General features: G+C 67.1%; 27 protein-coding genes. 13 read left to right on the top strand and 14 right to left on the bottom strand.

Features of this window, described 5'->3' with window-relative positions:
• The first annotated feature begins 67 nt into the window (after positions 1 to 67).
• The gene (locus tag QPK31_RS09730; RefSeq protein ID WP_290422924.1) at positions 68 to 1,195 is read left to right on the top strand and encodes an ABC transporter substrate-binding protein; all 1,128 of its coding nucleotides are present in this window, start codon (positions 68 to 70) and stop codon (positions 1,193 to 1,195) included.
• A gap of 288 nt (positions 1,196 to 1,483) precedes the next feature.
• On the opposite strand, the gene QPK31_RS09725 is transcribed toward QPK31_RS09730, so the two are convergent.
• Positions 1,484 to 1,966 carry a MarR family winged helix-turn-helix transcriptional regulator gene (locus tag QPK31_RS09725; protein WP_290422733.1) on the bottom strand — a complete coding sequence of 161 codons (483 nt, stop codon included), beginning with the start codon at positions 1,964 to 1,966 and terminating at the stop codon, positions 1,484 to 1,486.
• A gap of 135 nt (positions 1,967 to 2,101) precedes the next feature.
• Between QPK31_RS09725 and QPK31_RS09720 the strand changes: the two genes are divergently transcribed.
• Both QPK31_RS09720 and QPK31_RS09715 read left to right on the top strand, forming a co-directional pair.
• A complete protein-coding gene (locus QPK31_RS09720; RefSeq protein WP_290422732.1) occupies positions 2,102 to 3,151 on the top strand; it encodes an aromatic ring-hydroxylating dioxygenase subunit alpha in 1,050 nt (349 codons plus the stop codon).
• Positions 3,148 to 4,104, top strand: a complete 957-nt coding sequence (locus QPK31_RS09715) for a PDR/VanB family oxidoreductase (protein ID WP_290422731.1) — start codon at positions 3,148 to 3,150, stop codon at positions 4,102 to 4,104. Before QPK31_RS09720 ends, QPK31_RS09715 begins: the two co-directional genes overlap by 4 nt.
• Positions 4,105 to 4,298: 194 nt before the next feature.
• On the opposite strand, the gene QPK31_RS09710 is transcribed toward QPK31_RS09715, so the two are convergent.
• From QPK31_RS09710 to pcaH, 5 genes are read right to left on the bottom strand one after another with little or no spacing between them, the layout of a single operon-like run.
• Positions 4,299 to 4,676: a cupin gene (locus QPK31_RS09710; RefSeq protein WP_290422730.1), complete on the bottom strand. Its 378-nt coding sequence runs from the start codon at positions 4,674 to 4,676 to the stop codon at positions 4,299 to 4,301.
• 59 nt (positions 4,677 to 4,735) lie between these two features.
• Positions 4,736 to 5,998 carry a 3-oxoadipate enol-lactonase gene (gene pcaD, locus QPK31_RS09705; RefSeq protein ID WP_290422729.1) on the bottom strand — a complete coding sequence of 421 codons (1,263 nt, stop codon included), beginning with the start codon at positions 5,996 to 5,998 and terminating at the stop codon, positions 4,736 to 4,738.
• A 9-nt stretch (positions 5,999 to 6,007) separates the two neighbouring features.
• Complete coding sequence (gene pcaB, locus QPK31_RS09700; RefSeq protein WP_290422728.1) at positions 6,008 to 7,402, bottom strand: 3-carboxy-cis,cis-muconate cycloisomerase; 1,395 nt, start codon at positions 7,400 to 7,402, stop codon at positions 6,008 to 6,010.
• Positions 7,403 to 7,425: 23 nt separating this feature from the next.
• Positions 7,426 to 7,947 carry a protocatechuate 3,4-dioxygenase gene (locus tag QPK31_RS09695; RefSeq protein WP_290422727.1) on the bottom strand — a complete coding sequence of 174 codons (522 nt, stop codon included), beginning with the start codon at positions 7,945 to 7,947 and terminating at the stop codon, positions 7,426 to 7,428.
• 10 nt (positions 7,948 to 7,957) lie between these two features.
• Complete coding sequence (pcaH, locus tag QPK31_RS09690) at positions 7,958 to 8,650, bottom strand: protocatechuate 3,4-dioxygenase subunit beta (protein ID WP_290422726.1); 693 nt, start codon at positions 8,648 to 8,650, stop codon at positions 7,958 to 7,960.
• Positions 8,651 to 8,792: 142 nt separating this feature from the next.
• Between pcaH and QPK31_RS09685 the strand changes: the two genes are divergently transcribed.
• Positions 8,793 to 9,566, top strand: a complete 774-nt coding sequence (locus QPK31_RS09685; protein WP_290422725.1) for an IclR family transcriptional regulator C-terminal domain-containing protein — start codon at positions 8,793 to 8,795, stop codon at positions 9,564 to 9,566.
• A 10-nt stretch (positions 9,567 to 9,576) separates the two neighbouring features.
• On the opposite strand, the gene QPK31_RS09680 is transcribed toward QPK31_RS09685, so the two are convergent.
• The gene (locus tag QPK31_RS09680; RefSeq protein ID WP_290422724.1) at positions 9,577 to 9,888 is read right to left on the bottom strand and encodes a hypothetical protein; all 312 of its coding nucleotides are present in this window, start codon (positions 9,886 to 9,888) and stop codon (positions 9,577 to 9,579) included.
• Between the two features lie 280 nt (positions 9,889 to 10,168).
• Between QPK31_RS09680 and QPK31_RS09675 the strand changes: the two genes are divergently transcribed.
• Complete coding sequence (locus QPK31_RS09675) at positions 10,169 to 12,574, top strand: TonB-dependent siderophore receptor (protein WP_290422723.1); 2,406 nt, start codon at positions 10,169 to 10,171, stop codon at positions 12,572 to 12,574.
• A 51-nt stretch (positions 12,575 to 12,625) separates the two neighbouring features.
• Here the strand turns inward: QPK31_RS09675 and QPK31_RS09670 are convergent, their stop codons facing one another.
• A complete protein-coding gene (locus QPK31_RS09670; RefSeq protein ID WP_290422722.1) occupies positions 12,626 to 13,570 on the bottom strand; it encodes a helix-turn-helix domain-containing protein in 945 nt (314 codons plus the stop codon).
• A 121-nt stretch (positions 13,571 to 13,691) separates the two neighbouring features.
• Here QPK31_RS09670 and QPK31_RS09665 point away from each other — a divergent pair, with 121 nt between their 5' ends.
• On the top strand, positions 13,692 to 14,858 hold the full coding sequence (locus tag QPK31_RS09665) for a 4-hydroxybenzoate 3-monooxygenase (RefSeq protein ID WP_290422721.1): 1,167 nt from the start codon (positions 13,692 to 13,694) through the stop codon (positions 14,856 to 14,858).
• A 184-nt stretch (positions 14,859 to 15,042) separates the two neighbouring features.
• Here QPK31_RS09665 and QPK31_RS09660 read toward each other — a convergent pair whose 3' ends face one another.
• The 3 genes from QPK31_RS09660 to QPK31_RS09650 form a co-directional block, all read right to left on the bottom strand.
• The gene (locus QPK31_RS09660) at positions 15,043 to 15,585 is read right to left on the bottom strand and encodes an ankyrin repeat domain-containing protein (RefSeq protein ID WP_290422720.1); all 543 of its coding nucleotides are present in this window, start codon (positions 15,583 to 15,585) and stop codon (positions 15,043 to 15,045) included.
• A gap of 56 nt (positions 15,586 to 15,641) precedes the next feature.
• Positions 15,642 to 16,193, bottom strand: coding sequence for a M23 family metallopeptidase (locus tag QPK31_RS09655; RefSeq protein ID WP_290422719.1), 552 nt, complete (start codon positions 16,191 to 16,193; stop codon positions 15,642 to 15,644).
• 129 nt (positions 16,194 to 16,322) lie between these two features.
• Entirely contained in the window at positions 16,323 to 16,802 is a 480-nt protein-coding gene (locus QPK31_RS09650) for a hypothetical protein (RefSeq protein ID WP_290422718.1), read from the bottom strand.
• Between the two features lie 305 nt (positions 16,803 to 17,107).
• Here QPK31_RS09650 and QPK31_RS09645 point away from each other — a divergent pair, with 305 nt between their 5' ends.
• The 4 genes from QPK31_RS09645 (at position 17,108) to QPK31_RS09630 (ending at position 19,742) form a co-directional block, all read left to right on the top strand.
• A complete protein-coding gene (locus QPK31_RS09645; protein ID WP_290422717.1) occupies positions 17,108 to 17,464 on the top strand; it encodes a YciI family protein in 357 nt (118 codons plus the stop codon).
• Between the two features lie 126 nt (positions 17,465 to 17,590).
• A complete protein-coding gene (locus tag QPK31_RS09640) occupies positions 17,591 to 18,013 on the top strand; it encodes a YciI family protein (protein WP_290422716.1) in 423 nt (140 codons plus the stop codon).
• Positions 18,014 to 18,051: 38 nt separating this feature from the next.
• A complete protein-coding gene (locus QPK31_RS09635; protein ID WP_290422715.1) occupies positions 18,052 to 18,462 on the top strand; it encodes a VOC family protein in 411 nt (136 codons plus the stop codon).
• Positions 18,459 to 19,742 carry an RNA polymerase sigma factor gene (locus tag QPK31_RS09630; RefSeq protein ID WP_290422714.1) on the top strand — a complete coding sequence of 428 codons (1,284 nt, stop codon included), beginning with the start codon at positions 18,459 to 18,461 and terminating at the stop codon, positions 19,740 to 19,742. Before QPK31_RS09635 ends, QPK31_RS09630 begins: the two co-directional genes overlap by 4 nt.
• A 271-nt stretch (positions 19,743 to 20,013) precedes the next feature.
• Here the strand turns inward: QPK31_RS09630 and QPK31_RS09625 are convergent, their stop codons facing one another.
• The 3 genes from QPK31_RS09625 to QPK31_RS09615 all read right to left on the bottom strand — a co-directional run bounded on the left by QPK31_RS09625 (position 20,014) and on the right by QPK31_RS09615 (position 21,729).
• On the bottom strand, positions 20,014 to 20,403 hold the full coding sequence (locus QPK31_RS09625; protein ID WP_290422713.1) for a cupin domain-containing protein: 390 nt from the start codon (positions 20,401 to 20,403) through the stop codon (positions 20,014 to 20,016).
• An 88-nt stretch (positions 20,404 to 20,491) separates the two neighbouring features.
• On the bottom strand, positions 20,492 to 21,247 hold the full coding sequence (locus tag QPK31_RS09620; protein ID WP_290422712.1) for an anti-sigma factor: 756 nt from the start codon (positions 21,245 to 21,247) through the stop codon (positions 20,492 to 20,494).
• Positions 21,244 to 21,729 (bottom strand): RNA polymerase sigma factor, encoded by a 486-nt coding sequence (locus QPK31_RS09615; protein ID WP_290422711.1) that lies wholly within the window; start codon positions 21,727 to 21,729, stop codon positions 21,244 to 21,246. The genes QPK31_RS09620 and QPK31_RS09615 overlap by 4 nt, the downstream gene beginning before the upstream one ends.
• A gap of 107 nt (positions 21,730 to 21,836) precedes the next feature.
• Here QPK31_RS09615 and QPK31_RS09610 point away from each other — a divergent pair, with 107 nt between their 5' ends.
• The 3 genes from QPK31_RS09610 (at position 21,837) to QPK31_RS09600 (ending at position 25,107) form a co-directional block, all read left to right on the top strand.
• Positions 21,837 to 23,144 carry a S8 family serine peptidase gene (locus QPK31_RS09610; RefSeq protein ID WP_290422710.1) on the top strand — a complete coding sequence of 436 codons (1,308 nt, stop codon included), beginning with the start codon at positions 21,837 to 21,839 and terminating at the stop codon, positions 23,142 to 23,144.
• A gap of 99 nt (positions 23,145 to 23,243) precedes the next feature.
• Positions 23,244 to 24,107 (top strand): hypothetical protein, encoded by an 864-nt coding sequence (locus QPK31_RS09605; RefSeq protein WP_290422709.1) that lies wholly within the window; start codon positions 23,244 to 23,246, stop codon positions 24,105 to 24,107.
• 154 nt (positions 24,108 to 24,261) lie between these two features.
• The gene (locus QPK31_RS09600) at positions 24,262 to 25,107 is read left to right on the top strand and encodes an ABC transporter substrate-binding protein (RefSeq protein ID WP_290422708.1); all 846 of its coding nucleotides are present in this window, start codon (positions 24,262 to 24,264) and stop codon (positions 25,105 to 25,107) included.
• Positions 25,108 to 25,115 lie beyond the last annotated feature (8 nt).

Raw genomic sequence — 25,115 nt, 5'->3', positions numbered from 1 at the left:
TAAAAACCAAGGAGACAACGTGTCAACACTGAACACCACCCGCCGTCACATCCTGCTCGGCGCCGCCATGCTCACCGCAGGCTTCACCGCCCACGCCGCCGAACCCCTGAAAGTCGGCCTGATCGTCCCCATGTCCGGCCCCTTCGCCTCCACCGGACGCCAGGTCGACGCGGCGGTGAAACTCTTCCTTCAGCAAAACGGCAATACCGTCGCCGGCCGCCAGGTGCAGATCATCCTGAAGGACGACGGCGGTGTCTCGCCCGACGTCACCAAGCGCCTGGTCCAGGAGCTGGTGGCGCGCGACAAGGTGCAGGTCCTGGCCGGCTTCGGCCTGACCCCGCTGGCCTTTGCCGCCGCGCCCGTGGCGACGCAGGCCAAGGTGCCGATGATCGTCATGAACGCCGCCACCTCGGTCATCCCGCAGCGCTCGCCCTACATCGTGCGCAGCGGCTTCACGCTGGCGCAAGTGACCGCGCCGATGGCGCAATGGGCGGCCAAGAACAAGATCAAGTCGGTGGTCACCTTCGTGTCCGACTATGGTCCCGGCATCGACGCCGAGAAGGTCTTCGTGAAGGACTTCACCGCGGCCGGCGGCAAGATCGTCGCCTCGCTGCGCGCACCGCTGCGCAACCCGGACTACGCGCCTTTCCTGGCGCGCGTGAAGGACGCCAAGCCGGACGCGGTCTTCGTGTTCGTACCGTCGGGGGAGGGCGCCGCTGTCCTGAAGCAGTTCACCGACCGCGGCCTGGCTGACGCCGGCATTCGCCTGATCGCCACCGGCGACGTGCTCGACGACGACCTGATGCCAAGCATCGGGCCAGCCGCCCTGGGCGTGGTCAGCAGCCACCATTATTCGGCCGCCCACCCGTCGCCCGAGAACAAGGCCTTCGTTGCCGCCTTCACCAAGGCCAACAAGGACATGCGCCCGAACTTCCATGCCGTCGGCGCGTATGACGGCATGCAGATGCTGTATGCGGCGCTGAAGAAAACCAACGGCGACAGCACCGGACCGAAGCTGGTCGAGGCGATGAAGGGCCTGTCTTGGAACAGCGTGCGCGGACCGGTGTCGATTGATCCGGCAACGCGCGATATCGTGCAGACCGTGTATATCCGCAAGGCGGAGCAGGTGGATGGCGGGATCTACAACGTCGAATTCGACAAGGTCGAGAAGTTCAAGGATCCCGGCGTGGATTGATTGACCCGCCGCCGACGCCGGGTTGCATGACCGGCAGCCGGCGGCGCATCGATTGTCGATGACGGCCCGCGGCCTGTTTCGGGTTGTCGATGCGAGCCTGCGGCCTGTCTCGGATTGTCGATAACGGCCTGCGGCCTGTCTCGTACGGTGGGCACCCCGTGCCCACGCGGATTCAACACACCGTTAGCGGGACAGGCAACAGCCCCGTTTGGGCATGCGATCGATGTTGAATTTGATGGCGCCAATGAAACCGCGTGGGCACGAGTGCCTTGCGCGGCCCGGCCCACCCTACAAGGTCAACGGTGCGCGGCTTTGGCCATTGTTCTCGCGAACGAGCTTGCCCAGCAATTCCATGAACTTCGCCTGCTCCGCCTCACTGAGCGGCGCCAGCAACCGATCCCGCAACCTCTGCGCCCCTGGCACCAGCCCACGCAGCAGGGCGCTCCCTGCCGCCGTAATGGTCAACGCCCGCTGCCTCCGATTATGCGGCAACACCTTCCGCTCCAGCAGCCCCTTTTCTTCCAGCCGCGCACACACCGTCGCCCCGGTCGACGTATCGATCGCCGCCAGCCCCGCCAGCGACACCTGGTCGATCCCCGGATGCTCGGCCAGCCGGCTCAGCATCGCATACTGCACCGGCGTCAGCTCATCGCCCATCTCGTCGTAGAACAACGACACCGAAATCTGCTGTGCCCGGCGCAGCAAGTGGCCAGGATGTTCGTACAAATCCAGCATCGTGCCCTGGCTGTCGGCTGCTTTTTCTGTCGGCATATTTCTCATCTAAATCTGGTGCGCTGCACCATCAAAAAAGTTTGAAAACGCAGTTTACTTTGTCCCGCAAACGCGTGATACTTTTTTCCACATTCAGTACACTGAATATAAAGCACAACCATCAAGGAGACAACGATGTTCCCCAAAAACGCCTGGTACGTTGCATGCACGCCTGACGAGATCGAAGGCAAACCCCTGGGCCGCCAGATCTGCGGCGAAAAGATCGTGTTCTACCGCGGCCAAGGCGGCAAGGTCGCCGCCGTCGAAGACTTCTGCCCGCACCGCGGCGCGCCTTTGTCGCTCGGTTTCGTCCGCGACGGCAACCTGGTCTGCGGCTACCACGGCCTGGAAATGGGCTGCGAAGGCAAGGCCATCGCCATGCCCGGCCAGCGCGTGCGCGGCTTCCCCTGCATCCGCAGCTATGCGGTCGAAGAGCGCTACGGCTTCATCTGGGTCTGGCCGGGCGACAAGGCGCTGGCCGATCCGGCCACCATCCACCACCTCGAATGGGCCGACAACCCGGAGTGGGCCTACGGCGGCGGCCTGTACCACATCAACTGCGACTACCGCCTGATGGTCGATAACCTGATGGACCTGACCCACGAGACCTACGTCCACGCGTCCAGCATCGGCCAGAAGGAGATCGACGAAGCGCCGGTCACCACCAAGCTCGAAGGCGAGCAGGTTGTCACCAGCCGCTTCATGGAGAACATCATGCCGCCGCCGTTCTGGCAGGCGGCCCTGCGCGGCAACGGCCTGGCTGACGACGTACCGGTCGACCGCTGGCAGATCTGCCGCTTCAACGCGCCGAGCCACGTGATGATCGAGGTCGGCGTGGCCCATGCGGGCAAGGGCGGCTACCACGCGCCGGCCGAACACAAGGCGTCGAGCATCGTGGTCGATTTCATCACGCCCGAAACCGAGACCTCGCACTGGTACTTCTGGGGCATGGCGCGCAACTTCAAGCCCGACGATGCGGCGCTGACCGACACCATCCGCACCGGCCAAGGGAAAATCTTCAGCGAAGACCGCGAGATGCTGGAGCTGCAGCAGCAGAACATCCTGCGCCACCCCGAGCGCAAGCTGCTGATGCTGAACATCGATGCCGGCGGCGTGCAGTCGCGCCGCATCATCGACAGCTGGCTGGCGCGCGAGCGTCCGCAACAGCAGGAGGTTGCGGCATGAGCACCATCGAAGTGAAGGTCGCACAGCGCGTTTGCGAGGCCGACGGCATCTGCAGCTACGAACTGGTGCGCACCGATGGGCAGGCCTTGCCGCCGTTCGACGCCGGCGCCCACATCGACGTCCACCTGGCCGGCAACCTGATCCGCCAGTACTCGCTCTGCAATGCGCCGGGCGAGACCCATCGCTACCAGATCGGCGTGCTGCGCGACACCGATTCGCGCGGCGGCTCGCAGGCGATGCACGACCATGTGGACACGGGGTCGGTGCTGCAGATCAGCGAGCCGAAGAACCACTTTCCGCTGGTGGAGGCGCAGCGTACCGTGCTGCTGGCGGGCGGCATCGGCGTGACGCCGATCCTGGCGATGGCCGAGGCGCTGGCGGCGAAGGGCGCGCGCTTCGAGCTGCATTACAGCGCGCGTTCGCCGGAGAAGGCGGCGTTCAAGGAACGCCTGGCTTCCTGCGGGTTCGCGGCGCAGGTGCAGTTTCATTACGACAGTGGCGATGCGGCGCAGAAGCTCGACCTGTCCACGCTCCTGGCGCAGCCGGAACAGGGCACGCATGTCTACGTGTGCGGTCCTCAGGGTTTCATCGATTACGTGATGAATACGGCCAAGGCGCAGGGCTGGCCGGCGGCGCAGCTGCATGTGGAGTACTTCGGTGCGGCGGCGGTGGATACCTCGGGCGATGGGCCGTTCGACGTCAAGCTGGCCTCGAGCGGCCAGACGTTTACCATCCCGGCCGGGAAGACGGTCATCAAGATCCTGGAAGAGCAGGGCGTGGTGATACCGTATTCATGCGAGGAGGGCGTCTGCGGGACCTGCCTGACGCGGGTGATCGAGGGCGTGCCGGATCACCGGGACATGTACTTGACCGAGGAAGAGCAGGCGGCGAACGATCAGTTCACGCCATGTTGTTCGCGGGCAAAGACGCCGGTGCTGGTGCTGGATCTGTAGAGTCGGGAACGTCAATCGTACGGTGGGCACTCCGTGCCCACGCGGTTACGTGTGGTTGCTTGCACCTGCGGCGGAGAGGTATCGCCCCCAAACGTATCGCTGTGCCGGAGGCATGACCCTATCGGGTGGTTTTTCGAGGTGCCGATGTCGTACCGCGTGGGCTCGAGAGCCCACCCTACAAAATCTACAACAGCCTACACGGGCCGCGTTTGGGTGCCGGCGCCGCGCGTGACGTGCAGCATGCGGCTTGGAATGCAGACCTTGGCGGTGTGCCAGACGCCGCGCGGCACGACCACCGCGCCGGAGCCGTCCACAAAAATACGCTCGATCGTGCCAGCGCGGTCAAGGAGCAACTCCACCGCGCCCGATAACAAATAAACGAATTCGTCACCTTCCGGATGCATCTCCCAGGTAGGCCAATCTTCCACGAATTCGTATTCGCTGATCAGCCAGCCCTGGCCATTCTGGTCAGCCTCGGCTTCGGGAAGCTGCCAGAACCCCGCGGCCGACAACGCACGCGCCGCACCGTCTTCGGCGAGATGAACATAGGTATGCTGGGGATGCAGGATCATGGCCGCTCCGACGGGTACGGGATGTGCCGCAATCCTACCACCGCCACCGAAGCGAAAGGTCAAATCCAGGTCACGAACCCCACGACCGCTTCCTCGAACGCCTGCGGCTGCTCGGCCGCACTCAGGTGCGACGCCTCCTGCAGCACCACTAACCGCGCCTCAGGGATCCCATCGGCCAGGGCCTGCGCCATCGCCACCGGCGTGCCCTGATCGAGCTCGCCCGCGATGACCAGCGTCGGCACGGTGATCGATCCGAGGCGCGGCGTGGTATCCACCTTGCCCACCGCATTGCAGCAGCCGACATACCCCACCGGGTCGGTGCTCACCACGCGCCGGCGGTAGCGCGCCACCGTGCCCGGCTTCTGCGCCCGGAAGCCATCGTGGAAGTAGCGCCCCATCACCGCATCGGCAATCGCCTCGATTCCCTGTTCGCGTACGGTGGCGATGCGCTGCTCCCACACCGCCTGCGCCGCTTCGGGATAGCCGCCCGTGGTGTTCGCCAGCACCAGCGCACGCACCAGGGCCGGGTGGCGCAAGGCCAGCTCCTGGCCCACCATGCCGCCCATCGACAGGCCCACCCATACCACCGGCCCGGTATCGAGCTCGCGCAGGAGCCGCGCCGCGTCGTCCGCCAGCTCCGCCATCGAATACAGCGCATCCGGCGCATCCGAACTGCCATGGCCGCGGTGGTCGTAGGCGATCACGCGGCAGTCCTGCGCCAGGGTGTTCGCCAGCGCGTCCCACATCGTCAGGTCGCAGCCCAGCGCATGGCTCAGCACCACCGTGTGACGCGGCGCCTTGCCGCTCCGCGGCTCGCGCACGCTGTAGTGCAGCACCGGGCTGCTGACGGTGCGGCCCTCGCGCCCGATGCCGCTGTGGCTCGCCGCGGCCGGCGCGGCCGGTTCCAGCACGTAGCCGATCTGCTCGCCCACTTCGCGCAGGATCGCCAGCGTGTGGGTAAAGGCGGTGTTCGCTGCCGGCACGCCGGCGTAGATGGCCGACTGCATCAGGACTTCCTTGATCTCGTCGGGCGTGAGGCGGCTGTCCGGCTCGCCCAGCAAGGCGGCGCGCACGTGCAGTTCGAACTCTTCCCAGCGGCCCAGGGCGATCGTGATCGACAGGACAATCGCGCGGCGTGTCTTGTGGTCGAGGCCGGGCCTTCCCCAGATCTCGTTCCAGGCGAAGCGGGTGATCAGGTTCTGGAAGTCGGCGTTGAAGCCGGTGGCCTTGTCCAGCGAACGGTCCACCCAGGCGTCGCCGAGCACATTGCGGCGGTTCTGCAGGCCGCGTTCGAAGTCGTGGTCAATCGGGTCGAAACTCATCGTGATTCGTCACTCGTGAAAAGGGTGGTGGTGGTCGAACGCGGCCATGTCGGCGCGCAGTCGGTTCAGCTGGCGCTCGGCCAGGCGGCGTGCGGGCAGGGCGGCGGCGGCAGGGTCGAAGATCGTGGTGAGTTTGTCGAGGTCGACATGCGAGGCCAGCGCGGGATCGGCCTGCACCGCTTCCTTCAGCAAGTCGTCCAGGCCGCGCTTGCCGCCCGCGGCACGGCCGCTCAGGTCTTCCAGCAGCGCGTGCGCTTTCGGACGGCCGACGGCCGAGGCCAGGTAGCTCGACGCGGCTTCGGCAAACACCAGCCCGTGCAGGGCGTGGATGTTCGCCAGCATGCGTTCGCCATCGACCTTCAGGCCGGCAAAGGCTTCGTCCAGTGCGCGCAGGGCGCCGTGGGCCGACAGGAACAGGCCAGGCCACTCGGCCAGTTCCGCCTGCCAGTTGCCGAGCCCGCGTTCGTGTTCCTGATTCATGCAGGCCAGCAGGGCCGCCGCATGCTGGGGCGTGCGCCGTGCGGCGGCAACCGTGATCATGGCCGACACCGGGTTGCGCTTGTGCGGCATGGCCGAGGAGCCGCCACGGCCGCCGCCGGAAGGCTCGGCCAGTTCGCCGATTTCTCCCTGGGCCATCAGGCTCAGGTCGGTCGCCAGCTTGCCCAGGCTGCCGGTCAGCACCGCCACTTCCATGCCGAGGCGCACCCACTCGTCGCGCCCGGTATGCCAGGCGGCGTCGGCCACCTTCAAGCCCAGTTCGCGCGCCATGCGTTCGGCCACGGCGCCGCCAGCTTCGCCCATGACCGACAAGGTGCCGACCGCGCCGCCCAGCTGCAATTGCAGTGCGCGTGCCGAGGCCGCGCGGATCTGCGCCCGCGCACGCACCAGCGGCGCCAGCCAGTTGGCCGCCTTGAAGCCGAGGCTCGTCACCTGGGCCGGCTGCATCAGCGTGCGCGCCAGCACCGGCGTGGCCAGGTGTTCCTCGGCCAGCCGCAGCAAATGGCCGCACAGGTCGTGCAGGCCGTCGTCCAGCAGCTGCAAGGCTTCGCGCGTGACCAGCACCATCGCGGTATCGATCACGTCCTGGCTGGTACTGCCCCAATGCACGTGGCGCGCGGCGGCTTCGTCGTACAGGCCGACGGTCTTGGTGAGCTCCTTCACCAGCGGGATCGCCAGGCTGCCGGCGCGGCGGCCGGCGACGATCAGGGCGGGGATGTCGTAGAGCTGGGCATTGCACACGCCGGCAATCGCGGTAGCGGCGCCGTGCGGAATCAGGCCTTCCTCGGCCTGGGCTTTCGCCAGCGCCGCCTCGAAGCGGAACATCGCCTGCACGACCGCCGCGTCGTCGAAGGCGGCGATCATGTCGGGCGTGGTCAGGAAACTGTCGAAGATCGACACACTCATTGAAGCTCCTGTCTGAACAGCTATTAGGCGTAGTCGAAGAAGACGGTTTCCTTCTCGGTCTGCATCCAGATGTCCCAATGATACTGCGCGTCGCCGCTCTTGCGCGCCAGCAGGGCGGCGCGGCGCGCTTCCGGCACCTGGTTCAGGATGGTCGACTGCGCCAGGCCGGTATCGTCCTCGAGGAAGACGGCGGTGAACTGGTGCTTGACCAGGCCGCGCGCGAACACGGTCACGTACATGACCGGCTCGCCGCGCGTGGCCGGCTGCGGCAGCGGCACGCGCATGCTGAACTCGCCGTCCGCGCCGCTGGGCACGCGCCGGAAGCCCGGAATCGCGTGCTCGGACTCGGCGGCGGCGCCGTCCGGGATCCAGGCTTCGATCTGGGCGTCGTTGATCGGGGTGCCGTCGCCGTCGTAGATGACGCCGCTGACCAGGATGCTCGGGCCATCGATCTTCAGGCTGCCGGGCAGGGTGGCGTCGGTCGCCCATTTCCAGGCTTCGTGCGAGAAGGGGCCGATGGTCTGGGATGTCGTGATCTTACTCATGGTGTTCTCCTTACAGGCCCATCGGCGTGGCGTTGCGTCCGCGCAGGACGATGTCGAATTCGTAGCCGAGCATCTCGGCGCCGACCGTCTGCTCCAGGCTGAAGCGCGAGATCAGGCGCTGGCGCGCCGCTTCGTCGGGAATGCTCTGGAAGATCGGGTCGTAGTCGAACAACGGGTCGCTCGGGAAATACATCTGCGTTACCAGGCGCTGGGCGTACACGTTGCCGAACAGGGAGAAGTGGATGTGGGCCGGGCGCCAGGCCTTGTCATGGTTGCCCCAGGGGTAGGGGCCGGGCTTGATGGTGACGAAGCGGTAGCGGCCGTCGTCGTCGGTCAGCATCTTGCCCAGGCCGTAGAAATTCGGGTCGAGCGGCGCGGCGTGCTGGTCGCGGCTGTGCCAGTAGCGGCCGGCCGAATTGCATTGCCAGACCTCGACCAGCGAATTGCGCACCGGCTTGCCGTCCTCGTCGAGCACGCGGCCGGTGACGACGATCTTTTCGCCCAGCGGCTCGGATTCGCCGTGGGCCGTCAGGTCGGTGTCGTGCGGCAGCAGGATGCGCGGCGCGGCGACGATGTTCTGCGACACCGGCGCCAAGGCTTCGATGCGCAGGTTCGGCTGCAATGGGCCGCGCTTGACGGTCGATTTATAGGGAGGATAGATGAGTTCCGGCCAGGTGCCCGGCTCGACGGTATCGAATTTCACGGCGTGTCTCCTTCGCTGAGGTCTTGTGATGGCAAAAATCGTAGAAGATTCCTCAATGCCTCACAAGCGCCGGCGTGCAGGAGGTAATCGCAGAGCGCACACATTGTGCGATACTCGCACAAATTGCCGATTATCTGCTCCCATGCCTCAAGATACCGACCCACCGCTGGAACGCGACCTCGTCGCCGGCCTCGAAAAAGGCCTGAAAGTCATCGAGGCCTTCGACCAGGAACGCTCGCGCCTGACCATCGCCGAGGTGGCCGAGGCCACCGGCCTGACGCGCGCCGCCGCCCGCCGCTACCTGATCACGCTGACCCACCTCGGCTACATGCGGCACGAAAACAAGCTGTTTTCGCTGACGCCCGCGGTGCTGCGCCTGGGCCAGTCCTACCTGCACTCGGCGCGCCTGCCGCGCATCGCCCAGCCCTTGCTGTACCGCTTGGCCTATTCCTTGGGAGAGGCAGCCTCGGTCGGTGTGCTCGACCATGATCAGCTGGTCTGCGTGGCGGCGGTGAGTGCCGGCCAACTGGTATCGGCCACGCTGCAGCCGGGCACGCGCGTGCCCGCCTACTGCACCGCGAACGGCCGCATGCTGCTGGCCAGCCTGCCGCCAGACCAGATCGCGCGCTTTCTCGAACGCGCCGAGCCGGAACAGATCACCCAGCACACCATCGTCAACAAGGAGCGCCTGGCGCTGGAGATCGCGCGGGCGCGGGCGCAGGGCTATGCGCTGGTGGACCAGGAACTGGAGCTGGGGCTACGCACGGTGGCCGTCCCGCTGCGTAATTTCCGTGGCGACGTGGTGGCGGCGATGAACGTCAGTGTGCATGCCGGCCGGCTGCCGGTGGCGCAGATGGTGGAACGCTGCCTGCCGGCGATGATCAAGATTCAGGTGGAACTCGGGGCGCTGCTCTGACGGACTCCCGCTACTCCAGTTCCGCGCGCAGGTTCACGCCGTTCGCGCCCGCAGCGATCCAGATCACCGCACTCAGGATCGAAACCGGCGCCAGGAAAAGGAGCGGCAGCGTATATTCCGGCCATTCAAGACCAAGGCAGCCGCTCCCCAGGTTGACGGCGATGGGAACGGCCAGGCGCGCGGCGGCGTAACGGTTCAGGCGCACGACTGCCCGGTCCGAACGGTAGTCGATGAAATTGAGCACGCGCAGCTGCGCAGCGAGAGCCAGGAGGGCAACGATAAACGCCAGGATGCAGGCAATGATCAGGAAGATTTCCGGCATAGATCCTCAGTAGTGTGTGCGGTCTTGCGGCGAAACCGGCAGGGCGGAAACCGCTGCTGTCGCCCGCTTCGCCGGTGCATCGACATTTTCCGTTAAGCAAGCAGACGCCGAACCTATCAGGGCAAACAGGGCCGCTCTCACACGAGAGGGTCCGGCAGCACCGCACGCATAAGCATAAGCGTAATCGGTATTGGAATTGCCATTCTGTGCCTGCTAAGCTTGCTTCCCGTCGGCAGCCAGGGTGCTGCCGCTCTACATTCAAGAACAAGAGAAGGAACCCATGAGCTGCAAACATCCACACGCCAACCCGGCCCGCGCCTTGCTGATCCTCGGCCTGATCGCCAGCGCGGTGCCGGCGGCCGCGCAGACCCCGCAAGCCCAACAAGATGAATCGGCGCAGCTGCAAACCGTCGTCGTCACGGGCACGCGTTCCCTGAACCGCCGCACCCTCGACTCCGAATCGCCGGTCGACGTCATCGGCACCAAGGAGTTGCTGAGCACCGGTTCGGGCGAACTCGCCACCGTGCTGTCGCGCCTGCTGCCATCGATGAACTTCCCGCGCCCGAGCGGCGCCGACGCCAGCGACGCGGTGCGTCCGGCGCAGCTGCGCGGCCTGTCGCCCGACCAGACCCTGGTGCTGGTGAACGGCAAGCGCCGCCATGCATCGTCGGTCGTCAACGTCAACGGCACGCTCGGCCGCGGCTCGGCCCCGGTCGACCTCAACGCGATTCCGCTGGCGGCGATCGAGCGCATCGAGGTGCTGCGCGACGGCGCGGCGGCCCAATATGGTTCGGATGCGATTGCCGGCGTGGTCAACATCATCCTGAAAAAAGGCGCCGAAGGCGGCGAAGCCGAGATCGTCTATGGCCAGTACGACAAGGGCGACGGCGAACAGGTCACCGTGCGCGGCTCGACCGGCTTCAAGCTGGGCGACGACGGCTGGGTGCGCGTGGCCGTGGAAGCGGCCGACCGCGACTTCACCAACCGTTCCTTCCCCGATCCGCGCCTGTCCGCCGGCCCGCGCCAGGGCACGGTGACCCAGCGCTACGGCGACCCCGACAGCAAGCCGCGCACGGTCTTTGCCAACAGCCAGTACCGCATCAACGAGAACCTCGACTGGTACGCCTTTGCCAACTACGGCGAGCGCAAGACCTCGTCGGCGGCGACCTTCCGCACCGCTTTCACCAACGACTTCCAGACCGCGCTGCGCACCCCGCTGTATCCGGAAGGCTTCCAGCCTCTGCTCGACAGCAAGTCGGTCGATTCCTCGCTGGTTACCGGCCTGCGCGGCGACCTGGCCGGCTGGCGCTGGGACGCCAGCGTGAACTTCGGCCGCAACCGTTTCACGCTGGACGTCGACAACACCGTCAACTACGACCTGGGCGCCACCAGCCCGACGCGCTTCTATGCCGGCGAGCTGACCTCGACCCAGAAGCTGGCGAACCTCGACGTCGCGCGCGACATCCCGGTCTCCTTCATGAGCGGCCCGCTGACGGTGGCAGTCGGCGCCGAAGCGCGTTTCGAGTCGTATGAAATCGGTGCGGGCGAAGCGAATTCCTACTTCGGCTCCGGCGCCCAGGGTTATGCCGGCTTCCGTCCCGAAAACGCCGGCAAGAACACCCGCAACAACAAGTCGCTCTACCTGAACCTGGAAGGCGACATCACGCAGGAACTGTCCGGCTCCCTCGCGCTGCGCCACGAGCGCTACAGCGACTTCGGCAACACGACCTCGGCCAAGGCCTCGGCGCGCTATGCCTTCACGCCAGAGTTCGCGCTGCGCGGCACCGCGTCGAGCGGCTTCCGTGCGCCGTCGCTGGCCCAGTCGTTCTACACGATCACGACCACCAATTCGCTGCTGGTGAACGGCAACAGCGCCCTGGTCGAAACCGGCACCTTCCCGGTCGCCAGCGCCGCCGCCGCCTTGCTCGGCGCGCAGCCGCTGAAGGCGGAAAAGGCGCGCAACCTGAGCATCGGCGCGCAGTGGCAGCCAACCCGCAACTGGACCACGACGCTCGACCTCTATCGCATCGACATCGACGACCGCATCGTGTTCTCGTCGAACCTGCAGCTGGCGAACAAGCCGGACCTGGCGGGCGCGCTGGCGGCCCGCGGCGTGTACGTCGGCGCCGCGCGCTACTTCACGAATGCCGTCGACACCCGGACCAAAGGCGTGGACCTGGTCAGCACCTACCGCCTGAACCTGCAGCAGTACGGGCGTGCCGACCTGACCCTGGCTTACAACCACAACGACAACGAGGTGAAGCGCGTGGCCGATACGCCGGCCGTGCTGGCCGAGCAGAACCTGGTGCTGGTGGACCGCCAGACCGTGAACCGCCTGACCGTCGGTTCGCCGAAGGACAAGTTCAGCCTGTCGGGCGACTACACGCGCGGCATGTGGAATGGCCGCGCCACCGTCACGCGCTACGGCGAGTTCACCGTGCCGCAAAACGACCCGACCCGCGACCAGACCTACGATCCGCAATGGGTGCTGGACCTGGCCGCCAGCGTGCGCGTCGGCAGCGGGTGGCGCCTGACGGCCGGCATCGACAACGTGACCAACCGCTACCCGGCGCAGGTGACGTCGCTGTCGAACCTGAACGTGAACGGCACCCAGCCGTACAGCGTGTGGGCGCCGAACGGTTTCAATGGCCGCTTCTACTACCTGAAGGCCGGTTACACCTGGTAATGTGCGCGCCCGCCTGCGCACCCGCAGCGCAGGCGGCACGTCCTTATGCGATCAGGCCGGGGAGTCGCCGCTCGCTCCGGCCGTGCCGTGCTGGGTCTGCTGTCGGAATTCCTTCGGCGTCACCTTGACCAGCTTCTTGAACAGCCGGCTGAAGTAGGCCGGGTCCTGGAACCCGAGTTCATAGGCGATGCTGGCGATCCCCGCCGGTACATAGGTCAGCTTGCGGCAGGCCTCCAGCATCAGGCGGTCTTGCGTGATCTCGAAGGCCGACTTCCCCGACAGTTTCAGGCACAGGCGGTTCAGCCGCGTTGGCGCCACCCGCAGCAGGTCGGCATAGCGCCCGACCTGCCACTGCTCCTTGTAGTGCCGCTCCACCTCCACCCGGAAGCGGCTGAACAGCTCGAAATCCCCGCGCCCCGAAGTATCGGCAATCCTCCGTTCGGCCTGCACGCGCACCAGCATCAGGAGTGCGCTGCGCGCCAGCCATTCCAGCATCAGCGTGTGCCCCTGGCGCGGCCAGGCGGCCTCGAAGATCAGGTTCTGCAGCAGGGCCTCGATGCGCGCGGCGGTCTCGGGTACGGCGTCGAGCTGGACGGCGAGCGGCTGCACGAACAGCGGCGTGAACAGATCGCCCTCGTGGCCTGCGGCGGCGAACAGCATGTTCTGGTCGATGGTCAGCACGTAGCCGTGCGCTTCTTCCGAAAAGTCGAAGCCGTGCGGCAGCGAAGGGTGGATCGTCAATGCCACCGGCGCGTCGCATTCCCACAGGGCGCCGTCGATGTTCGCACGGACCTGTCCACCGAGTAAAAAAAGTACCTGGAACAGGCCGGCGTGGGTATGGGTGTCGATATGCCAGTCGTATTTGCGGCTGCGCGTTTCGATCAGCTCGATGTGCACGCCTTCGGCATCCGTGCCCCGCGTGAGCTCGCCATACAAGGCGAATTGCGGGATCTGGGCGGTAGCGGGAAACGTGCGCGCGGAGGGCGAAACGGGCATGGCGGTCCTCGGTGTCTGCAAGGGAATGCAAAAATAGTACAAGTTTTATCGGGTTTCATCCATTCATATCGGCGATCACGCGCACTACGATCTCCTTATACAAAACACAAACGGAGACATCATGCGCACCCAGGTCGCCATCATCGGCGCCGGTCCGGCCGGCCTTTTGCTATCCCATCTGCTGCACCTGAACGGTATCGAATCAAGCGTGCTCGAGTCGCGCAGCCGCGCGGAGATCGAAGCGACGATCCGCGCCGGCGTGCTGGAACAGGGCAGCATGGATATCCTCAACGACGCGGGCGTCGGCGAGCGCATGCGCAAGGAGGGTGCGCTGCACCACGGGATCGAGTTCGCCTTCGGCGGACAACGGCACCGTATCGATCTCACCGAACTCACCGGCAAGGCGATTACCGTCTATCCGCAGCACGAGGTGATCATCGACCTGGTGGCGGCGCGGCTGGCTGCCGGCGGGCAAATCCTGTTCGAGACGAGCGAGGTGAAGCTGCAGGGCACGGACGGCAGCCGGCCTGTGGTGACTTTTGTGCACAAGGGCGAGGCCCAGCACATCGAGGCCGACTTCGTGATCGGCTGCGACGGGTTCCATGGCGTGTCGCGTCCGATGATTCCGGAGACGCTGCGCCAGGACTACCAGCGGACGTATCCCTTCGGCTGGTTCGGCATCCTGGTCGAGTCGGCGCCGTCGTCGGATGAGCTGATCTATGCGCAGCACGAACGCGGGTTTGCGCTGGTGTCGACGCGCTCGCCCACCGTGCAGCGGCTGTACTTCCAGTGCGATCCGAAGGACCACGTCGATAACTGGTCGGATGACCGCATCTGGGCCGAGCTGCATGGGCGGCTGGAGAACAACGATGGCTGGAAGCTGAATGAAGGGCGCATCTTCCAGAAGGGGATCATCGGGATGCGCAGCTTCGTGTGCGCGCCGATGCGCGCGGGGCGGCTGTTCCTGGCGGGGGACGCGGCGCACATCGTGCCGCCTACCGGGGCCAAGGGGATGAACCTGGCGATTTCGGATGTGAAGATCCTGGCGCGGGCGCTGGATGATTTTTACAAGAAGGGGAGCGAGGCGGGGCTGGATGGGTATTCGGAGGCGGCCCTCAAGCGCATCTGGCGGGCGGAGTATTTCTCGTGGTGGATGACCAGGATGCTGCATACGTTTGCGGATGCGTCGCCGTTCGAGCGGCAGGTGCAGCGGGCCGAGCTGGAAAATGTGGTGGCGTCGCGGGCGATGAGTACGGCGCTGGCGGAGAATTATGTGGGGGCGTTTTAGGCGACGCGATAGCGGGTTGATGCTCGTAGCGCGATTGATTCTGCGGTCGTTGGACGCGTGGGCACGGGGCGCCCACCCTACGTATTCATCGGTAAGCGATTCTTGCAGAGGTCGTGGCTTATCGAGTGCTGGTTGAACGCGTGGACGGCACAGCCGCCTTGCGCGGCCCGGTCCACCCTACGTGTTAGCGTTCTTCGGTGATCGACGTGAGGAGGGCGACGGTGTCGTCGGCGCCCATTTTCGCGGCGGCGTCGAGGGCGGAGATGCCGGTGGCGTCGACGGCGTAGGGGTCGGCGCCGCGGGCCAGCAGCAGGCGGGCGATGTCGACGCGGTTGAACATGGCGGCGATCATCAGTGCGGTCTTGCCGTTCGGGCCGGAGGCGTCGACCCCGGCGCCGCTGTCGAGCAGCAGGGTCGCTACCGCCAGGTCACCCTTGAAGGCGGCACCGGCCAGCGGGGTCTGGCCCGCATCGTTCAGGAGTTCCGGGTCGGCGCCGTGTTCGAGCAGGACGCGGGCGGCGTCCAGGTGGCCGTGGTAGCAGGCCAGCATCAGCAGGCTGTCGCCGCGTTCGTTGCGCAGGTTGGGCGGCAGGCCCTGGCCGAGGAGGGTGGCCAGCTCGCCCGCCTCGCCGGTGCGCGCATGCTGGAACACGCGGCGCACCAAGGCGAGGGTGTCTTCGTCGAGTTCGCTCGGGTTGGCGGGGCGTGGCGGTTCCTGGGATTGCATCGGGTTCTCCTGTTCGGTATGCGAGCCTGCATTACATCACAGCCAGGAAAATGGCGTCAGCGCGCGGGTGTCGTCGTGCGCGCCGGCGCGGCTTGCGCGCGCAGCAGGGGGTAGGGATTGATGGCGCCGCCGCTTTCGTAGATGCCGTAGTGCAGGTGCGGCGGCGTGCCGGCCGCGTTGCCGGTTGTGCCGACGTAGCCGAGGATGGTGCCGGGACGGACGCGCTGGCCGTTCTCGATGTCGGCATAGCTGTCGAGGTGGGCGTAATAATGGCGCTGGCCGCCCGGTCCGAGCACCCAGACCACCTGGCCGCCCAGGTTGTTGGTGCTGACGCGCAGGACCACGCCCTCGGTGGACGAGATCACGGCCGTGCCACGCCTGGCGAAGATGTCGATGCCCTCGTGCCTGCGGCCACCGCTGCGTGCGCCGCCCCAGGTGTCGCGCAGGGCGCGCGGCTCGACGCCACGTACCGGTACCGGCAGCGCGGTCGGTACCGGCTGCGCGGCCAGGCGCATCGCGTACAGCGCGTTCTTGATGTAGGGACCGAACAGCGCATAGGCGCCGACAAAGAGCACGATCAGGACCAGGCTGCGCAGCAGTATTCGCATGGGATGTCAGGTGAGGTGGGCGGCGCCCTGCACGTGCCGCGGCTGTACGCAAGGATGCGCAGGCGTGCGGATGGTACCGCAGCGCCTGCGCCGGTCGGAGTCGTGGCGGCGGAGGATGCCGCCGGAGCCTCAGTTCTCCTTGCCCAACACGTCCTGGTCCAGACTGCGCTTCGATTGCAATGTGCTGGATTGTTGCGATCCGGATTGCCCGGATTGGGACTGCTGGGACCCCGACTGCTGCGAACCTGATTGCTGCGAATCTGGTTGCTGCGAACCCGATTGCCGCGAGCCTGATTGCGACTGCAGGGAACCGGACTGCTGCTGGCCGGACTGCTGTTGCTGCTGCAGTCCGCTTTGCTGGTTGCCTGCGGCGCCGCCCGAGCGGCTGCCCGTGCCGAGCGCCGGCGTGACATCGTCGTCGATCTCGGCCGATTGCATGTTGCCGGCCCGGTTGCCGCTGTCGCGCGAGGATGGCTTGCCGATGCCGCCGTCGCGTACACCGTTGTTCAGGTTACCGGTGGTACCGGTGATGCCGGCACTGCTGGTGCCGACGCCGCTCAGTTCGTCGTAATTCCGGCCTTTCGTACCTTTACCCTTGTTTTCACCCATCGTTGCCTCCCGCTTTGCATGTCGATGACCCATGGTAGCGCGTGGGCAGCGAGGAACAATAGGAGATAACGCGATACATCTGTAGGAACTGTCGGACGGCGCCTCAGCCAATTCCGAGCGCAATCTGTGCCCACCGCGCAGTTGGCCAATGTTCCTGTCGCGCCAACACAGCAGCGCGCGCACGATTGCGCCAGCCGGGATTTTTGCGCGCCGCAGCGTGCTTGACTGGGCAGTCCGCACGTAGAATGCGTGATTGTGATTCTGTCACCTTCCGACATTTACTCCACACCTCGCCAAGGAGCCCCATGTCCTATATGTTGCTGATCCACGAGCCCGTCGGCCAGCGCGCCACCCGCTCCGACCTCGAGGGCCGTGCCCTGTACGAGCGCATGCTGCGCTTCGGCGATGCCTTGCGTGAAGAAGGCGTGCTGCTGGATGCGCAATCGCTGGCGCCGCTGGCCCGGGCCACGCGCGTCACGAAGGACAACGGCCAGGCGCGCGTCGTCGACGGGCCGTTTGCGGAAGCCAAGGAAATGATCGGCGGCTTTTTCCACGTGAATGTGGCCACGCACGAGGAGGCGGTGGCGCTGGCCGCCCGCTGTCCGGCCGCGGAGTGGGCAACAGTCGAGGTGCGTGCCCTGGCGCCGTGCTACGAAAGTTGAGCCTGCGCTGAAAAATGTTTGCATGGCGTGTCGATTCCCGGCCCGTCCGTTCGTCGTCATGGAAAGAACCGGTGTTGACGGGGCAACGGCTCCGGGCCGGTTCTTTCGACACACAGGAGAACGACCATGCGCTTCATGATCATCGTCAAAGCGACGCCAGAGTCCGAAGCCGGCTGCATGCCCGGCGAAGACCTGCTCAATGCAATGGCCGACTACCACGGCGAACTCGGTCGCGCCGGCGTCCTGCTCGACGCCAGCGGCCTGCACCCGAGCAGCCGCGGCATGCGCATCCGCTACCGGGGCGGCGAACGCACCGTCATCGACGGCCCGTTCACGGAATCGAAGGAAATGATCGCCGGCTTCACCATGATCGGGGTGCGCTCACGGGAGGAAGCCCTTGAGTGGGCGCGCCGCTTCCCAAACCCGCGCGGCGAAGGGCTGGACGCCGAAATCGAGGTGCGCCAGATTCTCGAGCTCGACGATTTTCCCGAGACGCCGGCCATCGAGCGCTTCCGCGAACTGGAAGCCGGTAGCCAGCCTCGACATTAAGTTGCGCCATCCTCGACCACACAGAACAGGGACATCCCATGCATAAGCAGATCTTCGTCAACCTGCCGGTGAAGGACATCGGCAAGACCCGCGCATTCTTCGCGGGCCTCGGCTTTACCTTCAACCCGCAGTTCAGCGACGAGCGCGCGCTCTGCATGATCATCGGCGAGAACATCTACGCCATGCTCCTGCAGGAAGCCTACTTCCAGACCTTCACCAAGAAGCCGGTGGCCGACGCCCGGACCAGTACCGAGGTGCTGACCTGCCTGTCCTGCGACAGCCGCGAACAGGTCGACAGCATGGTGGCCAAGGCGGTGGCCGGCGGCGGGCGCGCGCCGAACGAGAAACAGGACCACGGCTTCATGTACTACCACAGCTTCGAAGACCTCGACGGCCACGGCTGGGAACTGATGTACATGGACCCGAACGCCGTGCCGCCCCAGGCATGACGCAAACAAGCACCTGGGCTGGCGCCGACCAGGCCATCGCCGCGGTCTGGCGCATCGAGTCGGCCAGGATCGTGGCCGGTGTCGCACGCCTGGTGCGCGACATCGGCCTGGCTGAGGAACTGGCCGGCGACGCGCTGGTGGCCACGCTGGAAACCTGGCCGGCCGCCGGCGTGCCCGACAACCCAGGCGCCTGGCTGATGCGCGTGGCAAAGAACGCCGCGCTCGACCGCCTGCGCCGCGACAAGCTGCTTCGGGAAAAGCTCCAGCAGATCGGGCTCGACCTGGAAGCGCGGGAGGCGACCATCGTGCCCGATTTCGTCGACAGTCTCGACGACGCCCTCAGCGGTGTCGGCGACGACCTGCTGCGCCTGATGTTCATCGCCTGCCATCCTGTCCTGTCGAAGGAAGCGCGGCTGGCGCTGACCCTGAAGCTGGTCGGCGGCCTGTCGACCCACGAGATCGCGCGCGCCTTCCTGGTGCCGGAGCCGACGATCGCCCAGCGCATCGTGCGCGCCAAGCGCACGCTGGGTCAGGCCGGCATACCGTTCGAGCTGCCGCCGCCGGAAGCGCTGCCGGAGCGCCTGGGCTCGGTGCTCGAGGTGGTGTACCTCGTCTTCAACGAAGGCTACACAGCCACCGCCGGCGACGACTGGATGCGCCCGGCGCTGCTCGACGAAGCCCTGCGCCTGGGCCGCATGCTCTCCGGCCTGGCGCCCGCGGAACCCGAAGCGCATGGCTTGACCGCGCTGATGGAATTGCAGGCCGCGCGCGCCAAGGCCCGGGTCGATGCCGCCGGCCGGCCGGTGCTGCTGCTCGACCAGGACCGCGCGCGCTGGGACAAGCTCCTGATCCGGCGCGGCCTGGCTGCGCTGGCGCGCGCCGAGGCGCTGGGCGGACGTCACGGCCCGTATGCGCTGCAGGCGGCAATCGCAGCCTGCCATGCGCAGGCGCGCACCGCGCAGGAGACCGACTGGTCGACAATCGCCGGACTGTACGGAGAACTGGCGCGCGTCATGCCGTCGCCGGTGGTGGAGCTGAACCGCGCGGTGGCGGTCGGCATGGCCGAGGGCGCGGCGGCGGGATTGGCCCTGGTCGACAGGCTGGCCGGCGATACGCGTTTACAGGATTACCAGTGGCTGCCGAGCGTGCGCGGCGATCTGCTGGAAAAGCTGGGAAGAAGGGAGGAAGCCCGCGCCGAATTCACCCGCGCGGCGGCCATGACGACGAATGCGCGCGAACGCGCGCTGCTGGAAGACCGCGCCCGCGCCAAGGATGCCTGAGGCCCGCTACCGAGGCAGTCCCGTAGGGTGGACTCCCGAGTCCACGCGGTACGGCGTGTGCCCGTCGAGAGGCTTCATCTGGCCTGCTTGCGCCGCGATCTGGTTCACACATTGCGGCCTGCCCAGGTACGACAGCGTGGACTCGGGAGTCCACCCTACAAAACCGTCCAATCACGCCGCTCCGAGAAGCGCGTAGGGTGGGTTCTCGAACCCACCACTGCGAACGCCCCAAACAGGCGAGCGCCGGTCAGCACCGGCGCGCTACAGCACATCACTCCGCGTGATGCTGCTTCTCGTACTCGTCCGCTTCCGCCTTGGTCGCATGCACAATGCCGTCCGGATGCTCAGGCGGGGTGTACAGCGTGTACAGGCGCATCGCTTCGGTCTGCGAGGTATTGATCACATTGTGCTCGGTGCCGGCCGGGATCACGACCGCCACGCCGTCTTCCAGCTGGTGCCGTTCGCCGTCCAGGATGGCCACGCCTTCGCCCGCCTCGACGCGGATGAACTGGTCGTGGCCGGTATGGTGTTCCAGGCCGATTTCTTCGCCCGGCTGCAGGGTCATGATGACCAGCTGGCTGCGCTCGGTGGTGTACAGGACTTCGCGGAAGTTGTTCCCCGCGAGCGTTTTTTGTTCGATGTTGATGCTGTAGCCCGACATGTTTTTCTCCTATTCGATGCGGCCCCGGCGTCCAGGCGCCGGGTGGCGTCGATTGTATAGCACGGGCCCGAAAGTTGCCGGTAGCCGTTCAGCGCTTCCAGCCGCGTTCGCGCGCCGCGCGTTCGGCGGCCGCGTCCATGGTGGTGCCGGCGATCCGCTCGTCGATGGCGTCGAGCACCGCCGGCGGCATGCCGCTGGAAGCCTGGCGGTAGGCGCCGCCGGTGGCGCCGGCCTTGTCCAGCACCGGGATGCGCCAGCCGTCGCCGTCGCGGCAAGCCAGGCCGGCATCGGCGCCCACACTGAAGCTGCGGCAATAGCCGCCGTCCCGGGTAGCGAAGCTGACCCCGATGCGCACCGGACTGTCCGGCGCCGGCTCGCTGGCCAGCTGGCGCGACAGGGCGTCGGCCAGCTGGCCGCGCGCGGCCAGGCGTCCGCTGGCGTCGGCGCTGACATAGCCGCCGTCGCCGCCGTCGCCGCCGAGCCAGACGCCGCCCGCCAGCACGCCCACGACCAGGGTGGCGGCCAGCGCGGTCCAGCGCGGCCAGGCGGCGCGGCGCGCGGCGCTTGCCGCCGCGCCGCCACGGGCGCGGGCGTTGCGCGCAGCGGCGAGCGAGTGCACCTTGTCCGAGCCCGCGTGCTGGAGCCGGTCCGGCACCGGCTCGTCCAGCACGCCGGCGAATGCCTCGAAGACCTCCTTGCGCAGTGCGCGGTGGCGTTCGACGGCGGCGGCCAGGGCCGGATCGGCGCGTACGGCGCGCTCCACTTCGCTGCGCTGCGGCTCGTCCAGCTCGCCATCGGCATAGGCCATCAGGATGTCGTCAGGGTAGGGGGAGGTCGGGTTCATGATGCGGCTCTTTCTTCGGACAACAGTTTTTGCAGGGCTTCACGGGCCCGGGACAGGCGGCTGGTAAGCGTGCTCATCGGGATTTCGAGCACCGCCGCGGCTTCCTTGTAGGGCAGCCCGTCGACCAGCACCAGGCCGATCACCATGCGGTGTTCCTCGGACAGCAGGCTCATCGCCTTCTGCACGGCCAGGCGCTGGCTGTGCGCTTCGAGGCTGTCGTGGCCGACGTGTTCGCCTTCTTCTTCCGGCGCGAAGACGGCGTCGCGCCGGATGCGGCTGCGCACTTCGTCGATCCAGGCATTGCGGATGATGCGGAACAGCCAGCTGTCGAGCCGGGTTCCTTCTGTATATTGTTCGCCGCGGCCGAGCGCACGCTCCATCGCGACCTGGACCAGGTCATCGGCATCTTCCCGATGGAAGGTGATCGAACGCGCGAAGCGTCGCATCCGGGGCAGCAGGGCGGCAAGTTCGTTGGCAAGCATGGGTTGGGCAGGGTTCACATGGAGTAAAACGATGGCGGCATGGATTTTATTCCATCCGCCAAACGTTTTTTCATACAGAACAGTGTGCAACCCTTATGATCGCCTTCATGAACAGTGTCCATTTACGCCGCACGCGCCTGGCTTGCCTGCTGCTCCTGTGCTGGGCCGGGGCGGCCCAGGCGCAGTTGCGCCTGCCCAGCCTGAACCTTCCCCAGCCCGCGGGCGTCGTCGGACTGGACGGCCTGGCGCGTCCGGCCGAGCGCCTGATCGAGCGCAGCGTGCCGGGCGACCTGCGCGGACTGCGCCTGGACAGTGTGGCGCGCCTGCTTCAGCGCCACGGCGCGCTGCTGGAAGCCGATCCGCGCGGCGCGCCGGTGGTGCGGCGCGAGATCCTGGCCAATTCGCCGGACCCGGAAGCCTTGCGCACCGCGCTTGGCCTCGGCTTCCAGGTGGTGCGCGAGGAACGCTACGAGGAACTGGGCGAGTCGCTGGTCGTGCTGCGCGCGCCCGCCCACCTGGCGACGGGCGAGGCCCTGGCCCGCCTGCGCGCGCTCGACCCGGAAGGCTCCTACGACTTCAACCATGTATATACGGGCAGCGGCGCGCCGCCGCCGGCCGGTGGCGCAGCCGGCCAGGCCGCGCGCGGCGGGCCGGGCGGGAGCGGCGCGGTGGGCCTGGTCGACAGCGGCGTCGACACCGGCCATCCGGTCTTCGAGGATGCCGCCATCGAATCCTTCGGCTGCGACGGCACGCGCCACCCGGCGCCGCACGGGACGGCGGTGGCGGCGCTGCTGGTCGGACGTTCGGACCGCTTTGCCGGCGCCGCTCCGGGAACGCGCCTGTTCGCGGCCGACGTCTACTGCGACAGTCCGACCGGCGGCTCGGCCGACAAGATCGCAGGCGCACTCGGCTGGATGGCGCGCTCGGGCGTGGGCGTGGTGAACATCAGCCTGGTCGGGCCGCCGAACGCGACCCTGGCAAGGGTGGTGGCCGCGATGGTCGCGCGCGGGCACCTGCTGGTGGCGGCCGTCGGCAACGACGGACCGGCCGCGCCGCCACTGTATCCGGCCAGCTACCCGGGCGTGGTCGGGGTCGGCGGCGTCGACCGCCAGGGCCGGCCGCTGCCGGAAGCCGGCCGCGGTCCGCAAGTCATGTTCGCGGCGCCCGGCAGCCAGATGGTGAGCGCGGCGATCGGCACGCCGCCTTACCGCCAGGTGCGCGGCACCTCGTTTGCGGCGCCCCTGGTTGCCGGCCTGTTGTCGAAGTCGCTGCCCCGGCCGGACCGCGCCGGCGCTGCGCGCGCCATCGCCGCGCTGACGGCCCAGGCGGTGCGCGAGGGCGACCGTATCAGTAATGCTACCGGCCATGGCGTCGTCGGCGCCGCCTTGCGCATCGATCCGGCACGCTTCCGCTAGATGTCTAAAAATATTTTTGGATGGACGGAATAAACGGCCGAGCCCGTTCGTTTTCCTGATAACGGCGCCGAATGCGCGCCTCTAACAGGAGAAACCACCATGAATACCAACAACATCGTTCGCCAGCTCGCCATCGTTTTCGCCCTGTCCGCCGCCGCGTCGGCCCAGGCCCAGTTGCTGGGCGGCGGCGGCGGCCTGGGCGGCTCCGTCGGCGGCATGATCGGCGGCGGCATGGGCGGCGGCCTGGGCGGCATGCGCCAGGCTGCACCGATGCCGGATGTGCGCCGCGTCGAACGTGCGCTGCCGGCCGAACGTGCCACCCCGGTGCGCCAGTCCGCCGCCGAAGCGGGCGGCAGTGGCCGCGGCGGCGCGGCGGGCAGCCTGGCCGGCGGCTTGAGCGGCGCCCTCGGCGCGGCTGGCGGCGGCGCGATGCAATCGAACAGTAATGCTGGCGGCAGCGCCAGCGGCAGCATCGGCGGTAACGGCGATGCCGGCCTGGCCGGCAGCCTTTCGCGCAGTGGCCCAGGCCTGGCCGGCGCCACGCCTGCGAGCGACGCACCTGCCGCACCCGCCGCACAACCCACGGGCAGTGCGGGCGCCAACGCGAACGGCAATGCAGCGGGCAGTGTCGGCGTTTCCGGCAGCGTCAACCCGGCCGGATTCGTGGGCGGCGCGCGCGAGCTGGCCGGCAGCGCGGCAGGCAGTGCCCGGTCGGCCGCCGCGCCCGTGGCCGGCGCCGCCCGCAGCCAGGCCGCCGCTACCCGCGACTACGCCGCCGGCAGCGCCGCCAACGCCCGTAGTGCGGTCCAGTCCGGCGCAGCTGGCGTGACCGGCGGCGCGCGCGGCCTGGCGGACCAGGCGCGGGCCAGCCAGTTGCCGGCCGCGGCCTCGGTGAATGGCTCGCTCAGCGGCGGCGCCTCGGGCAGCGGCCAGGCGGCGGGCAAGGCAGCCGGCGGTAACTGACGCAGGAGCGAGCGTTGCAGCAGGCGCGGCGCCGACCACCCGGCGCCGCGCCTTTATGCCATTCCGACATGTCCTTATGGGAATTCGATCCTTCACCCTGTCATTCACATCGAATATACTTCACGGTTCGTTCATTCATGCCGTCGGAGATCTCATGGCCACCAGCCGTACCCTGCGCTTTTCCCTTGCCAGCTGCGCCATCGCGCTTTGCGCCCAGTTCGCCTTCGCGAATGCCGCTCATGCCGACCAGCTGGCCGACATCAAGAAGAAGGGCGAGATCGTGTTCGGCGTGCTCGGCACGGACGAGCCGAACAGCTTCATCGATCCGAAAACCCGCGAACTGGTCGGCTACGAGATCGACCTGGCCAAGGCCGTGGCCAAGAAGATCGGCGTCAAGCCGGTGTTCAAGCAATTGTCGGTGGCCGCCCGCATTCCGGAGCTGCAGCAGGGCCACGTCGACGTGCTGGCCGCCACGCTTACCCACAACAAGGAACGCGAGTCCCAGGTCGACTTCGCGCTGACCCATTTCGTCACCGGTTCGAAAGTCATGGTGCGCGCCGCCAGCGGCATCACCGCGCTGCCGCAACTGGCCGGCAAGAAGGTCGTCACCGTCCGTGGCGGCACCCAGGAAACGAATATCCGCGCCGCCGTGCCGACGGCGAATATCGTCACCTTCGAAAACACCCAGCAAGCCTTCCAGGCGCTGCAGCAGGGCAAGGGCATCGCCTACGTGAACGACGAATCCTCGCTGCTGGCCGACTACGGCAAGCTGGGTCCGGCGGCGAAGAACTTCACCATCCTGCCGACCAGCATCGGCGTCGAGTCGATCGCCCTCGGCCTGCGCAAGGGCGAGAAGAACCTGAAGGGTGTGGTCGACGCCACCCTGCGCGAACTGGAAGCCAGCGGCGCGGCCAACGGCCTGTTCAACAAGTGGTATGGGCCGGGCACCCGCCCGAACATGGCCAAGCGCACGTTCACTATCAGCACCGACAAGATCTGAGCAGTAAG

It is taken from the genome of Massilia sp. YIM B02769 (genome assembly GCF_030411995.1).
Taxonomy (GTDB): Bacteria; Pseudomonadota; Gammaproteobacteria; order Burkholderiales; family Burkholderiaceae_D; genus Telluria.
Note: the sequence above shows the minus strand (reverse complement) of the source record. Positions and strands in the feature narration are given on the sequence as shown.